Source organism: Bacillus cereus, assembly GCF_015071065.1.
GTDB lineage: Bacteria > Bacillota > Bacilli > Bacillales > Bacillaceae_G > Bacillus_A > Bacillus_A cereus_BA.
Window position 1 is genome coordinate 343,890 of the sequence record NZ_VOVA01000003.1, and the last position, 14,099, is coordinate 357,988.

The window sequence follows — 14,099 nt, forward strand, 5'->3', positions numbered from 1 at the left end:
ACGTTTCCTATCTTTCTTCTTTATACTAAATAGTTGTCGCAATTCCTGCCAGAAATAAACTTACAATTGCTAAAAATGGAGTACCCACTATAGCCCCTCTTAAATGAAACATGTAATCTTTATATCCCTTCATCCCATCCGTACAAGGAATAACAACAAACCTCGGGGTAATCCAGCAAAAAATAAGCCAATCGATTATTAATAAATCTACTAAATTGAAAATCATTAAAATACCAAAAGTATGTAAATAGGCCTCAATATACAATAATGTTTCATGTTGATATAGTATATAGGTTGAAACGAAAGGAGTACCGAAGAGAATCACATTGTATGCAATATTAAAGTAAATCGTTTGCTTTTTTTCATGAATTGATTTCGGAAAAACTACCTTTTGAATATCTTTCGGATAATCATTTAACGAAAGACGAGGGTTATAATATAAAGACCCCAAAATCATTACGGAAAGTACAATAGACATGATGACACCAACGTACATCATTTGCTCTAATTGACTCATAAGCCTCATTCACCCTTTTCTGTAATTCCTATGTAAGTCATTCACTTAATTACATAATTGTATGTACGTAAACAACCAAAAATTAACAATTATCTTTTTTCACCAAATCAAATTTCTTGCAATGTACATGCAACTTTTATACAGTGGAAGCCTAATTAGTACAGATAGGATTGGTGAAACCAATGAACATTGAACATATTGCAATTTGGGTAAATGACTTAGAATTAATGCGTACTTTTTATACAAAGTATTTCAACGGCAAAGCAAACTCTTTATATCATAACGAAGCAAAGCAATTTGAATCTTATTTTATTACGTTCGAATCTGGAGCAAGGCTTGAACTTATGCGTAAAAAAGGTATAGAAAATGAGCCTAACCTTAATATTACTGGTTATGCACATATGGCATTCTCCGTTGGAAGTGAAGAACGTGTGAATGAACTGACAAAAACGTTAAATGAAGCAGGCTATTCTTTATTAAATGGACCACGTTTTACTGGAGATGGCTATTACGAAAGTGTAATAAGCGATCCAGAAGGCAATCAAATAGAAATCACTATTTAGTTATCTTTTATCTTTTCTGAAGAACAAATGAAGATTAGTTTGGAGGAGTCATATGCATAAGCTACATTTCAAAAAATTTGAAGCAACAGATTTCAATCAATACTTTCAGCTCGTATCAAATAAAAAAGTGATGGCACAAATTACAGAGCGCGTCATTCCGTTAGACGAAGCGCAAAACGACTATGAAAAATTGTTAAAACGCAATGAAAAGCATAAGTTATTTGGCTCCTACAAAGTGTATGACTCTATTACAAATGAATTTATTGGTCTTGGACATGTAACAGCAAATGAGGATGCTACAAACGAAGCTGAACTTGGTTATATGATTTTGCCAGAGCACTGGGGAAAAAGATATGGTAGTGCAATTGCAAAGGAATTAATAAATATAGCGAAGCAAACAGAGATAAACGTTCTAAAAGCAATTATCGATCCGAACAATATCCCCTCTCGCAAGATTTTAATAAACGTCGGTTTTACATCTGAAAAAGTTTGTGAGATTGATGGATTACCTGGGGAGATATTGAGTAAATATATTTAACTATACAAAAAGGTGATGCTCCCATTCACAAAAGGTGTTTACGTTAATACACCCGACCTCTCCATTAAAGATTGGCCAGATGCTTACTACAGCTGTAACTTTGATCGGTTAATGAAAGTAAAAGCTAAATATGACCCGAAAAATGTTTTCAACTTTCCGCAAAGTATTCCACCCTTTAATAGTCTAAAATAAAATTTATAGTTTATATTTTTAGCAAAAAAATGAACGATTCTTTCTGTAACTTTCACAGAAAAAATCGTTCATTTTTTATGTTGGAAATAATTCATTTCTTTTGCATGATAGTGATTTGGTTTCGTACCTCCCCATCACCTTACATAAAGCAAGTGAACACGAAAGCCGGTGGAATATTCCAGTTTATTTTCTTCACCTCAATATTTGCAAAAAAGGAACGGAAAAATCTTTGTTTAAAGCGTGTATATTGGAAAGTAATAAATTTCCCTTCTTCCCCTAATATTTCTTTTGTTACCTGTAATATCTTTGTAGAGGTATCAAGGGATAAACTGGTAAATGGCAATCCTGAAATAATATAATCCACTTGGGTAATTTTATATTGTTGAACATACTTTTCCGTATATTCGGCAGAGTCATGAATAATGTACACATTTTCCATGTGTGAATATCGCTCTTGAAGTATACGGTAAAACTGTGCGTTATTCTCAATGATTAATAATACCGTTTCATTATGTTTATGTTGAATGAGCTGTTCCGTAAACACTCCAGTTCCTGGTCCATACTCAATAATGCATTTTGCTCGTTCAAAATTTATAGGGGCTACCATTTGTTTTGCAAGTTGCTTAGAACTTGACAATACTGCTCCTACAGTTCTTGGGTGCTTTATATATTCACTTAAAAAATGTAGTACATGCATAGTCTTCTTCCTCTTTCCTTGTAGGATACAAGGTATACTCTACTAAAAAAATATTAGAATACGATGAGAAATACATAAGATATTCTTAATGTCCCCCTAAATACAAAAGAAGCTTAACCAACAAGTCACACATGCTTTAACATGGAGAAACAAGTATAATAGCGCCACATGCTTGTTATAATGACATTCTTGGCATGTGAGTCATGCTTGTAGAGACTCCATGTCAAACTAATATTGCTCTGCACTTGTATTTTGCAGAAAACAACCAACTTAGGATATCAAATGAAGAGTGTCAATTTTGCTGTATTTTCTATGTCGCGAACAAAGAAAATATATACTTTTTTAACTGTATTTGTTAAATGAAAAAGACACTTTAGAAATTTCTTTTTTTCATCTTATTTTAATGATTTTTTCATCCAAATTTCATCTAAATCTCATTCTTATTAGTTACACTCTGTATATAAATTGGCGTTGGCCATAAAAAACTAGTAAGGGGGAATCCTACATGAAATATTATGAGAAGGATCAGGATAAGAATAGAGAAAATCCATCTATTTCTAATGAAGTCGCTCCCGTTTCATCACGAGGTTGGCAGATGTTGAACAAGGTGCCAGAAGTCACGATTTTCTTCTGGATTATCAAAATCATGGCAACTACAGTGGGCGAAACAGGCGCAGACTTCTTAAATACAAACTTGAACTTCGGCTTGACTAAAACGACCTTTGTTATGAGTGCTCTCTTATTCATCACACTGTTCTTCCAGTTTAGGTTGAAGAAGTATGTTCCAGGGATTTACTGGCTCACTGTCTTGCTGATTAGTGTTGTCGGCACGCTAGTCACTGACAATCTTACGGACAACTTCGGGATCGCTCTAGAGACGACCACCATCGTTTTCACCCTTTTCCTACTGGCAACTTTTGCTGCTTGGTACGTGAGTGAGAAGACACTATCCATTCACTCTATTTACACGACAAAGCGAGAAGCATTCTACTGGTTGGCTATCCTGTTCACCTTCGCCTTAGGTACTGCAGCTGGTGATCTCGTAGCAGAGAGTCTCAACTTAGGTTACTGGATTTCAGCGCTCATATTCGCCGCATTAATTGGGGCTGTAACCGTTGCTTACTACCGCTTCAAGTTAAATGCAGTATTGGCCTTTTGGATCGCCTATATCTTAACTCGTCCTTTCGGCGCCTCTTTTGGCGACTATCTATCACAGCCTCACGATGCCGGTGGTCTTGGTCTCGGTACGGTGGGAACAAGCGTAATCTTCCTCTTAACAATCTTGAGCTTAGTTATTTATTTGACCAAGACGAAAAAAGACGCGAGCCCGAGCCTAAATTAATATATATTTTGTCTAAGCCTTAAAATAGGTGAGATGATTTCCTAATCGTTATTACAAAATTTCAACCAAAAGAAAATTAAAAGGCAATACTACTTTTAAACTTACAGTAGTATTGCCTTTATACAAAATAAATCATTATTCCCTTGTTTCGTCCACTATACTATGAATTAAAGAAATAAGAGCTTGCTTTGTATCCTCATCTATAACTTTTGCATCATCACTAAATTTAGTGCGCACAGACGGGATTAATAAGGAGCCATTTTGAACGACAACTGTATCTAACATGCCTAGTGTAAGTAACAAAGATTCATGGGCTTTATCCCCTCCCGCAATTGACGGTGAAGCTGTTATGATAGCCACTGGTTTTTTATATAGTTCTGCTGATGAAACAAGCCATTCTAACGCATTTTTTAAAACTCCTGGAATACCTTTTGCATACTCTGGCGTACAAATAATAAGTGCATGTGCTTCACTTAATGTCTTTCGAAACTCTTCAACAACAGCCGGCGCTCCCACTCGATCTACATCCGGATTAAAATGAGGAAGTTCCTCTATTCCATTATAAATAGTGTAATCTATACCTTCTGGAATAAATGCTGCTAAAGCTTTTAATATGTTTGTATTGGATGACCCTTCCCTAATACTGCCTGAAATTGCTATGACCTTTTTGTGGTTACTCATATGATCCCCCCTACGAACATCATACTTATACAGCCATAGAAAAATCAAAAATATTGAATCATTTATCAAATGTACATCTATTAAATTTGTTTACATAATAATATTATGTTTTTAAAAACCAAACATTACTACCGTTATTACTTTCATCGCTTTGCATTTAGTCTCTACATACCATTCACTATTCCACCACCGAAAGTAAAACTTTCTCAAGCTCTTTTTTAGACAACATACTATCGTTTACATAGACTTGATATGCATTTCTTCCTTCTTTTGCAGGTACCACTATTTTCATAGCCCGTACATTTGACTCTTTATACTCACCGAATGTAATGTCATATCCGTTTAATTTATATATTTTAATGTCTTTATAAAAATTTGGTCCTTTTTCAGTTGCTTTATCAAATGGTTCTTCAATAAAATAATCTTTTTTATCATCTTCAAGTATTTCTAATTGATGAATTGTAAATCCTAATTCCGCATTCGATGTAGATGGCTTTTTTTTCACATTACGATTTTCATATCTCATCGTAATTAGAGGGATTGGTTTTCCAACCGTTGCATTTGCTTTTGCTTCTTCAAATACTAGTTGATACCCAGAAGGAATATATGTAGGACGCTTTATTGGAAAACCAGTTATTTGTTCTGCTTGTTCAAATGTATATGTAAAATGTTGATCTAATCTTTCTTCGTATTTTTTTAGCTCTTCCATTACCTCACTATCTCTTTTTTCTTCATTAGCATTTAGACGATCTGTAGCTGTATATTTTCTTTCTCCGTTCTCTACGACACTAACTTTTTTATAAAAATGATATGTTTCTTGTAATAACTCTACATATTTTTCAAAGTCCTCTTTTGCAAATAATTTTTTAGCAACTTCTACCCTTTCCATTACTAATATATATCCGTCTTCTGACATCCCCATATCTTTTCTTGCTTCTTCTGGTGTACCTACAATCTTATCAATTATTGTTGTACCCGCAAAAGTACCAGTTGGTATAAGAACAGCCGCAACTACAAAGCCAAGTAATAACTTTTTCTTCATAGAAGTTTTCCCTTTCTTTTTCATTTGTTGGTATTTATGAAAAGAGATTTGTACTTTATCTTCTAGATTAGGAGTGGGTTCGAGTGTCTCTGCTTTTCTTTTCAATTCATCCGTTATATATTTTTCAAAATTCATTTACTTCTCCCTCCCTTATGGCTGGCATATACTCCATTTCTGTTCTTAATCGTTTTAGTGCTGTGTGTAATCGAGATTTCACTGTACCAATAGGGATTTGAAGAAGTGTGGCAATTTCATCCAAGCTATATTCATGGAAGTAACGCATAATAACGACTTCACGATGCTTATAAGATAATTTTTGTACAACTTCCACTATTTCACTTCGTGTTTCTTTATGTAAAATACCTTCATCCATTATGTAAGACCGATCTTGTTCATACATTTTCTTCTTTTCAAAGATTCGAAATCGCCGCCACGATTTACGACGCCAATCCTGTACTTGCTTGACAACTAGTCCATGTAACCAAAAACGAAATGAACGGTTCATATCATAATTCGTTACAGACTTCCACATTTTGATGTATACCTCATTAACTATATCGTCTACATCTTGGTGTTGATTCCCTAATAAAAATACTACTGTTCTATAAATATCTTTACTTGTTAATTCATAAATAACTTGAAAGGCTTCTTTGTCCCCAGACTCCATTTTATACAGCCATTCTTTTAATTCTACTTCATCCAAAATTACGTTCCCCTCTCATGATCCTTCACACTATATTCGTCCGTTTCTCACAAAAAGTTCATTTTACATAAAAATTTATTTATTACAATAAAAATATAATATATATTTTACAGAAAGGAGGATTCGTATAATGAACAAAGAAGACAAAATTTATGCTGAAAATGTATTAAAACATCTCTTTATAGGATCGCAAGTTGATGGCCTACAGTTTGGCCTTTCTCCAGCAACTATAAAGATTCATTTTACAGATTTTGAAGCTGCAGTTAATTATGATGGGCAATTATATGTCAACATCGAATCGAAATGGTGTTTATTTAATACTCCACCCGAAAAGTACCCTTCTAATGAAGATGAATTTGACGATTATTCCGAGGAAGAAGAATATAATAGAATTTTTAACATGAGAAGGCAGAGAGTTATAGACGTGCAATTAGGTAAGGAAACTCCACATTTGTTTATCCTACTTGAGAACGGACAAATCATATTTGTAAATGGTTTTCATGACTATTATGAATGTTGGCAAGTTGGGGTCCAATGTGAGAATTGGCTTGTAGTTGCTGCACCTGGTAATGAAATTACTACTTGGACTCCCGATGAATTTACTAATAAATAAGATGTCAGAAATCGCAATTGAAAAAGTATATCTTGCACAAGGAGCAACAGATTTACGTAAATCAATTGCTGGACTAGCAACTGTTGTAAAAGAAGAATTTGAAATTAAAAATCACCTCGTTTTAACAGGAAAAAGTCGCATTTTTATTATTTCTAATGTCCGCTAATGCCTATTGCGTGATTTGGTTCCATTGCTACACCCCCCCCAAGTACCCACACTTAGCTTGATGGGCATGTATAGTGACCCCAATTAGCGTCAACGAGAAGGAATAGACATTGTAAAAAAACATTTATAATTCCACTGATACGCAGAAAAGTAAAAAAAGAGAATAATTCAGAAATTCCCTATGAATCATTCTCTTTTTTATTTTCATATTTTAACATGCTGGATATGCATTAGAACCCAAATAACGTTCTTTTATAAGTTGACGATGATGAAGCTCATGACCAGCAATAATGTTTGCTAATGCAAGAACCGTGACTTCAGAATTGTTCGCAATTCCCCTTTGTAACCAAGCTTCTTTATCTAAACTTTTAAGCAAATGCATGGTAGATTGGCGAACAACTGTTAAATTCTCAAGAAGGTCTTGCATAGATTGCTTATCAAAATATGCTCTAAGAACATACATATCATCGTTATATCCAGGAAGTTCTGCTGTCTCTCCTCTTGCTATGGAAAGCAATCGATATGCCATAATACGTTCAGTATCCGCAATATGACCGATTACTTCTTTTATACTCCATTTATTAGGAGCATATCGAAAATGTCCCTCACTATCAGAAATATCCTTCAATAAAAGATTCGTTTCCTTCATTTGTTGCTCTAGAATATGTATGATATCTCCATCTGGTATTAAATTTATGTACGTTGAATAATACGGGTTATATTCATTTGCTTCTGGTCTCTTTTGCATGCCAATCATCCTTTTTATTTTATCTTTATATACAACTTATCATAAAATATTATCATATTAATCCGAAAATTTAAATTCTAAAACAAAAGGTCCCCTTCCTATGGGATTATATTAACAAAGTGACTCATCCCCCAGCTTCCAACTAAACCATCTCCCATGCCCTTCTGTTTCTCCAACGGTTTCACAATATTCGTTTCCATGAATATAATAATCAATATGAAGGTCCCGGTCCCACATGTTGTTGTATAGGTGAAATACATCACGTTTTGCACCAATTTCTTTAATTTGTCTTTCTAATTCATGTTTTATATGGTCAGGTATTTGATTCGCTACATGTGTATGGAAAATACAAATAACAGCATCTTCCCTTATTTGATTTGCAATGGCCGGAAGAAGCGCTACACCGTCACCTTCTATTAATCTTACTGGTTTTTCTTTTACAAGCGTTGCTGCTTGATCGAATAGTTCAAGTCTTTCTTTATGTTCTGGCCAAATAAGCGCACGTAACCATAAATAATCTTCTTCATCATTTAAATCGTTCACATGTAAATCTAGTCCGATTCTTTCCATAACAGGTGGACTTTGTTTTAAAAAGGAGGGCTTCTTCTCCCCTTTTATTTCTGATTGTAAATGAACATTCGATTGTCTATTTCCATACACTTCTTCCGTTCCATATGAATAACGATATTGATCCCAAAACAGTTGTAATCCCGCACTTGTACCAATCTCTATTAACGCTAACGGTTTGCTCACTTTATTAAATATGTAACAGAAACTTGGATATAAATAGGCACATCGTCTTACTTCATTCGTTTGAACAAGTTTCGTTTGTAATAAAGAAATAATTTCTTCTCGATATACACGGCAAAAATCTTTAAATTGGCAAAAGGCATTTTCAAAGTTGGTATCAGCATTTTCAACTAAACTTTGATAATACTTTTTTAAACTATGCTCTTTTCCTTTTAACAATAAATAATGGACCGTACCTAATAATAAGTTTGAGACCGGTTGACCAGGTTGCGCGTAGGAAGCTAACGTAAGAACTTCCTCATCTTCAGAAATTTTCATTGATAAATATTCGTATAAATCACTTGATCCTTTACATTCATTCACAGAAAAATTCCGAAATAAGTTTGCGATTTGTTCTTTTGTAAGCATTGGTAGCCCTCCTGTTTTATTTTCAGAATAATCTTATCATTTATTTGTTATTTACTCTATTTTTTCAAATTAAATGTTTCAAAAATAGAATTTCACTAGTTTCCAAAGATAAAACATAAAAATAGAAGTTTTTTCGGGATAACATAAAACTGGAATTCTTCTCCAAATCCAGCTTTACTACTACCCTGTTTACCCTTATAACAGAAGAATTCTATGAAATAAAACGTTAAATAGTTTAAAATTATCAGATAACACTAGATATTTTAGTCTATTAATTATTATAATAGAGTATGAGATGGTTATATAATTGAGACAAAAAAGGTATACACCTAGGTGGGGCCTAGGCGGTGTTTCTCTTTTACGGCTTAGACATAGAAAACACCTACTCTTTTTTGCCAATATAGGGGATGGAGAGATTATCATGAGCAACATGCAGCAAAAAACAGACGTTATCTTAATTGGCGCTGGAATTATGAGCGCAACGTTAGGATCATTACTTAAAGAATTGGCGCCTGAATGGGAAATTAAAGTATTTGAAAAACTCGCTAATGCCGGAGAAGAAAGTTCTAACGAATGGAATAATGCTGGTACAGGACATTCTGCGCTATGTGAGCTTAACTATACATCCGAAAAATCTGACGGGTCTATAGATATTGGTAAAGCTGTAAAAGTAAATGAGCAATTTCAACTTTCAAGACAATTTTGGGCGTATCTTGTAAAGAAAAATTTAATTCGTAATCCACAAGATTTTATTATGCCACTACCTCATATGAGTTTGGTGCAAGGGGAAAAAAATGTAGAGTTTCTAAAAAATCGTTTTGAAGCGCTTTCAAAAAATCCACTGTTTCAAGGAATGGAATTTTCTGACGCTCCTGAAACATTAAAAAAATGGCTTCCACTCATTATGGAAGGCCGTAACTCTAATGAACCGATGGCTGCAACGAAGATTGACTCTGGAACAGATGTTAACTTTGGTGCATTAACACGCATGTTGTTTGATTACTTACAAACTAAAAATGTCGAACTAAACTACAAACATAGTGTTGAAAATATTAAACGCACGAAGAATGGTTTGTGGGAAGTGAAAGTACATGATATGAATAGTGGTAAAATCGAACATCATACTGCAAAATTTGTCTTTATTGGCGGCGGCGGTGGTAGTCTACCTCTACTACAAAAAACTGGTATTCCTGAATCAAAACATATTGGCGGATTCCCTGTAAGTGGACTATTTATGGTATGTAAAAACCAAAAAGTTGTAGAGCAGCATCATGCAAAAGTATACGGTAAAGCTAAAGTTGGTGCTCCGCCAATGTCTGTACCTCACCTTGATACAAGATATATAGACAACAAAAAAGCTTTACTGTTTGGACCATTTGCAGGCTTCTCACCTAAATTCTTAAAAACTGGCTCAAACCTTGATTTAATTGGTTCTGTAAAACCGAATAACGTCTTAACGATGTTAGCAGCCGGTGTAAAAGAAATGGGATTAACAAAATACTTAATCCAGCAAGTTATGTTATCACACGAAAAGCGTATGGAAGAATTACGTGAGTTTATTCCGAACGCTAAAAGTGAAGATTGGGATATTGTCGTTGCTGGGCAACGTGTGCAAGTAATTAAAGATACTGATGCAGGTGGTAAAGGAACACTTCAATTTGGTACAGAAGTTGTTAGTGCAAATGACGGATCAATCGCTGCGTTACTTGGCGCTTCTCCAGGTGCTTCTACTGCGGTTCACGTTATGCTTGAAGTATTAGAAAAATGCTTCCCAGGACGTATGTTAGAATGGGAAGACAAAATAAAAGAAATAATTCCTTCTTATGGAATTTCACTGACTGAAAATCCAAGATTGTTCCAAGATCTACACGCTTCCACTAGTCGTACACTTGGGTTAAATGAAAAAGAAGCTGTTCACAATTAATGAATAGATTAAAAAAACGACATAATAAAAACGTCCGATATATTCGGACGTTTTTATTATGTCTGTCGAAGAAATATAGTGACTAAAATTATATCGGCGATTTTTTCAATATGTCAGCGATTCGACAAGGAATATCGACTTACCGACAATAAATGACAAATCCCGATTAACTCTCAACTAGAAATTATATTTATCAATATTATCCTTCGTAAATATAACTCGTTCTGGAAGTACGATAATTCCATTTCCTTCTGCCTCATAGTCATATCCTTGAATGGAGTTTGGCTCTACTTTCACTTTTCCGATTCCTTTTACTTCAAAGCTATCCCCTACTTTTAACTTTTTCCCTTTTACAACAATTTCATTTGCAACATACGTTGCGAGTGCACCTTGTTGTTTTACATCCCATAATCCAAATTGTTGAACTGTTCCTCGTTTTACATAATCACGCATAACGTTCGGTGTCGAAAACCCAGTTACGACTACTTTCTTATCCATTTTCAAATTTTCAGCTGCTTGCGCCATCGCTGGAAGTGCTGTTGCATCTGGACATATTACTGCGTTAATATCTGGATATGTTTTTAAAATACTCTCTCCAACTGATAAAGATTTTTGCGCATTATTTTCACCGGACTATTTATCGCTTCAACCGGAATAAACAAAATAACGAACACATATGTTTAAGCAGTGGTCAATTGTTGGAAGGGATGAAGAGTATGTCACAGCTGAACTTTGAAGACAATTTGTTAACAAAAGTAGCTTGGTACTATTATAAAGATCAATTAACCCAGCAAGAAATCGCTTCACTTCTTTACATTTCAAGAAATAAAGTCGTTCGGTTGTTAGATAAAGCACGGACGGAAGGTGTCGTCACATTTCACGTAAAAGGTACTGGTTTGCACTGTTTAAGCATCGAACGTGACCTTATAAAAAAATTCCATCTAAAAGATGCTTTCGTTATTCCAACTCCAACTGAGGATTATGCATTTTCACTCGGAAAAGCTGCCGCACAATATTTAGAAACTCAATTGCAACAAAGAGATTTACTTGGGATTGGCTGGGGAGAGACGCTAAGTAAAATGCTAGAAAATATTCATTTTGATAGCTCTATGAATCTTTCAATCGTAACGCTAACAGGCGGAGTAAACCACTATCTCCCAAGAAAACAAAACTATTTACACTACATGCAAGGTGATCTTCACATTATTCCTACTCCTTTTCTAGCATCCACAACCGAAATGGCGCAAAGTATTCTATCAGAACCTAGCGTGAAAGATATGCTTCACGTCGCTTCACTTGCTCATACAGCAGTAGTCGGCATTGGCGGTTTATCTCAAGACGCCACAATTGTGAAAGAAGAAAAATTAACGCTACATGAAATGACATATATACGTAGTCAGAACGGAGCCGGAGATATTTTAGGTCAATTTTATAATACTGATGGAAAACAATTAGAGCTTCCCCATCATAACCGTCTTATCGGCACACCACTCTCTGTTCTTCAAAATATGAAACATGTAGTTGGTGTAGCTGGCGGCATGGAAAAGTTAGATGCAATTTATGGTGCCTTAAAAGGGAAATTCATTCATACATTAATTACCGATGAAGAAACTGCCCTCTCCTTATTAAGAAAGGAAGGTGACTCTTAATGTCCTCTTTATTAGCTTACGACGCTGGTACAGGAAGTATTCGAGCAGTCCTTTTTGATTTACAAGGGAATCAACTTGCAGTAAGTCAAAAAGAATGGGTTCATAAATCAGATAGTCGTTACCCTGGTTCTATGAATTTTGATGTAAAAGAAAACTGGAAGCTCGTTCAAGAATGTACGAAGGATGTTCTTCAAAAAAGTAATATGTCCCCCTCTTCTATTAAAGGTATTAGTGCAACGAGTATGCGAGAAGGTTTTGTTTTATACGATAAAAATGGGCAAGAAATATGGGCTTGTGCAAATGTTGATGGCCGCGCATCAGCTGAAGTTAGTGAATTAAAACAAATTCGTTCCGAAATTGAAGAAGATTTATATAGAAAATCCGGTCAAACTTTTTCGTTAGGTGCTTTACCTCGCTTACTTTGGATTAAAAAACATGAACCAGACGTGTACAAAAATATTCATTCCTTCACGATGTTAAACGATTGGATTTTATATAAATTGTGCGACGTACTGCAAATTGATTCTTCAAATGGATGTACGTCCGGTATATTCGATTTACAAAATAGAGCTTGGGATAACTGGGTTGCTGAGCAATGCGGTCTTACTCTAGCCTTTTCTCCAAAAGTAAATGAAGCTGGTACAGTTATCGGGAATATTACAAAACGAAGTTCTGAATTAACAGGATTACATGAAGGAACACCGGTCGTTGCTGGCGGCGGAGATGCACAAATGGCATCGCTTGGAACTGGAGTTGTAAAGCCTGAACAAACATTCATATGCGGGGGCAGTTTTTGGCAACAAGAAGTAAATATAACAAAACCAGAAACTGATCCAAATGCGGCGATTCGTGTAAATTGCCACGTCATTCCTAACCTATGGCAATACGAAACAATCGCTTTCTTCCCTGGCCTTGTTATGAGGTGGTTTCGAGATGCTTTTTGCCAAGAAGAAAAAAGGCTCGCTGAAAAACTCGGTGTAGATGCTTATGAATTACTAGAAGAACAAGCGAAAGATGTACCCGCCGGCTCACACGGTATAATCCCTACTTTTTCAAATGTAATGAATTATATTTCATGGCGTCACGCTGCACCATCCTTTTTGAATTTAAGTTTAGATGCTGAAACATGCGGTAAGAAAGAAATGTTCCGCGCAATAGAAGAAAATGCTGCCTTCGTTACACTCGGCAACTTGAAATTAATAGAAACTCTCACAGGTAAATTCCCTTCTGAAGTAATCTTTGCTGGCGGAGCTGCTAAAGGAAAACTTTGGCCACAAATCTTAGCAGATGTCCTCGGAATCCCTGTTAAAGTACCCGTTGTAAAAGAAGCCGCTGCTTTAGGTACGGCAATTGCCGCTGGAGTTGGCGTAGGCATTTTTGAATCGATGGTAGAAACTGCCGAGCAATTTGTACAGTGGGAAAACACATTTAAGCCAAACGCTGAAAATCATGAGCTTTATAAAGGATTCTATGAAACATGGAAAACAGTGTATGCTAGCCAACTTTATTTAGCCGATAAAGGTTTCACATCACATATGTGGATTGCCCCGGGCGCACTGTAACGCAT

General features: G+C 35.3%; 15 protein-coding genes and 2 pseudogenes. 9 read left to right on the plus strand and 8 right to left on the minus strand.

The window, feature by feature from the left end; all coding sequences use genetic code 11:
• Nucleotides 1-25: 25 nt before the first annotated feature.
• On the minus strand, nucleotides 26-517 hold the full coding sequence (locus FT637_RS12470) for a nitroreductase (protein ID WP_193646562.1): 492 nt from the start codon (nucleotides 515-517) through the stop codon (nucleotides 26-28).
• Between the two features lie 182 nt (nucleotides 518-699).
• Here FT637_RS12470 and FT637_RS12475 point away from each other — a divergent pair, with 182 nt between their 5' ends.
• From FT637_RS12475 to FT637_RS12485, 3 genes and pseudogenes are all read left to right on the plus strand, one after another.
• A complete protein-coding gene (locus FT637_RS12475) occupies nucleotides 700-1,080 on the plus strand; it encodes a VOC family protein (RefSeq protein ID WP_193646716.1) in 381 nt (126 codons plus the stop codon).
• Between the two features lie 52 nt (nucleotides 1,081-1,132).
• Nucleotides 1,133-1,618, plus strand: a complete 486-nt coding sequence (locus FT637_RS12480; RefSeq protein ID WP_193646563.1) for a GNAT family N-acetyltransferase — start codon at nucleotides 1,133-1,135, stop codon at nucleotides 1,616-1,618.
• Between the two features lie 3 nt (nucleotides 1,619-1,621).
• Nucleotides 1,622-1,810: pseudogene (locus tag FT637_RS12485) on the plus strand (BBE domain-containing protein); the annotation flags it as partial.
• Between the two features lie 139 nt (nucleotides 1,811-1,949).
• Here FT637_RS12485 and FT637_RS12490 read toward each other — a convergent pair.
• Complete coding sequence (locus FT637_RS12490) at nucleotides 1,950-2,507, minus strand: class I SAM-dependent methyltransferase (protein ID WP_193646564.1); 558 nt, start codon at nucleotides 2,505-2,507, stop codon at nucleotides 1,950-1,952.
• Nucleotides 2,508-3,012: 505 nt separating this feature from the next.
• Between FT637_RS12490 and FT637_RS12495 the strand changes: the two genes are divergently transcribed.
• The gene (locus FT637_RS12495) at nucleotides 3,013-3,849 is read left to right on the plus strand and encodes a hypothetical protein (RefSeq protein WP_193646565.1); all 837 of its coding nucleotides are present in this window, start codon (nucleotides 3,013-3,015) and stop codon (nucleotides 3,847-3,849) included.
• A gap of 135 nt (nucleotides 3,850-3,984) precedes the next feature.
• Here the strand turns inward: FT637_RS12495 and FT637_RS12500 are convergent, their stop codons facing one another.
• The 3 genes from FT637_RS12500 to FT637_RS12510 all read right to left on the minus strand — a co-directional run bounded on the left by FT637_RS12500 (nucleotide 3,985) and on the right by FT637_RS12510 (nucleotide 6,275).
• Nucleotides 3,985-4,530 carry an NADPH-dependent FMN reductase gene (locus FT637_RS12500; protein ID WP_193646566.1) on the minus strand — a complete coding sequence of 182 codons (546 nt, stop codon included), beginning with the start codon at nucleotides 4,528-4,530 and terminating at the stop codon, nucleotides 3,985-3,987.
• Between the two features lie 178 nt (nucleotides 4,531-4,708).
• Nucleotides 4,709-5,707, minus strand: coding sequence for a hypothetical protein (locus tag FT637_RS12505; protein WP_193646567.1), 999 nt, complete (start codon nucleotides 5,705-5,707; stop codon nucleotides 4,709-4,711).
• Nucleotides 5,697-6,275 carry a sigma-70 family RNA polymerase sigma factor gene (locus tag FT637_RS12510; RefSeq protein WP_193646568.1) on the minus strand — a complete coding sequence of 193 codons (579 nt, stop codon included), beginning with the start codon at nucleotides 6,273-6,275 and terminating at the stop codon, nucleotides 5,697-5,699. Before FT637_RS12510 ends, FT637_RS12505 begins: the two co-directional genes overlap by 11 nt.
• Before the next feature lie 130 nt (nucleotides 6,276-6,405).
• On the opposite strand from FT637_RS12510, the gene FT637_RS12515 reads away from it, so the two are divergent.
• Nucleotides 6,406-6,888, plus strand: a complete 483-nt coding sequence (locus FT637_RS12515; protein WP_193646569.1) for a hypothetical protein — start codon at nucleotides 6,406-6,408, stop codon at nucleotides 6,886-6,888.
• Complete coding sequence (gene tnpB, locus FT637_RS12520) at nucleotides 6,869-7,054, plus strand: IS66 family insertion sequence element accessory protein TnpB (protein ID WP_193646570.1); 186 nt, start codon at nucleotides 6,869-6,871, stop codon at nucleotides 7,052-7,054. Before FT637_RS12515 ends, tnpB begins: the two co-directional genes overlap by 20 nt.
• A 210-nt stretch (nucleotides 7,055-7,264) precedes the next feature.
• Here tnpB and FT637_RS12525 read toward each other — a convergent pair whose 3' ends face one another.
• Entirely contained in the window at nucleotides 7,265-7,801 is a 537-nt protein-coding gene (locus FT637_RS12525; RefSeq protein WP_193646571.1) for a DinB family protein, read from the minus strand.
• A 111-nt stretch (nucleotides 7,802-7,912) separates the two neighbouring features.
• On the minus strand, nucleotides 7,913-8,959 hold the full coding sequence (locus tag FT637_RS12530; RefSeq protein ID WP_193646572.1) for a DUF2332 domain-containing protein: 1,047 nt from the start codon (nucleotides 8,957-8,959) through the stop codon (nucleotides 7,913-7,915).
• Between the two features lie 421 nt (nucleotides 8,960-9,380).
• Between FT637_RS12530 and FT637_RS12535 the strand changes: the two genes are divergently transcribed.
• Nucleotides 9,381-10,883: a malate:quinone oxidoreductase gene (locus FT637_RS12535; protein ID WP_193646573.1), complete on the plus strand. Its 1,503-nt coding sequence runs from the start codon at nucleotides 9,381-9,383 to the stop codon at nucleotides 10,881-10,883.
• A gap of 177 nt (nucleotides 10,884-11,060) precedes the next feature.
• Here the strand turns inward: FT637_RS12535 and FT637_RS12540 are convergent.
• Nucleotides 11,061-11,513, minus strand: a pseudogene (locus FT637_RS12540) (substrate-binding domain-containing protein); the annotation flags it as partial.
• Between the two features lie 86 nt (nucleotides 11,514-11,599).
• On the opposite strand from FT637_RS12540, the gene FT637_RS12545 reads away from it, so the two are divergent.
• Both FT637_RS12545 and lsrK read left to right on the plus strand, forming a co-directional pair.
• Entirely contained in the window at nucleotides 11,600-12,532 is a 933-nt protein-coding gene (locus FT637_RS12545) for a sugar-binding transcriptional regulator (protein ID WP_193646574.1), read from the plus strand.
• On the plus strand, nucleotides 12,532-14,094 hold the full coding sequence (gene lsrK / locus FT637_RS12550) for an autoinducer-2 kinase (protein WP_193646575.1): 1,563 nt from the start codon (nucleotides 12,532-12,534) through the stop codon (nucleotides 14,092-14,094). The genes FT637_RS12545 and lsrK overlap by 1 nt, the downstream gene beginning before the upstream one ends.
• Nucleotides 14,095-14,099: the final 5 nt, after the last annotated feature.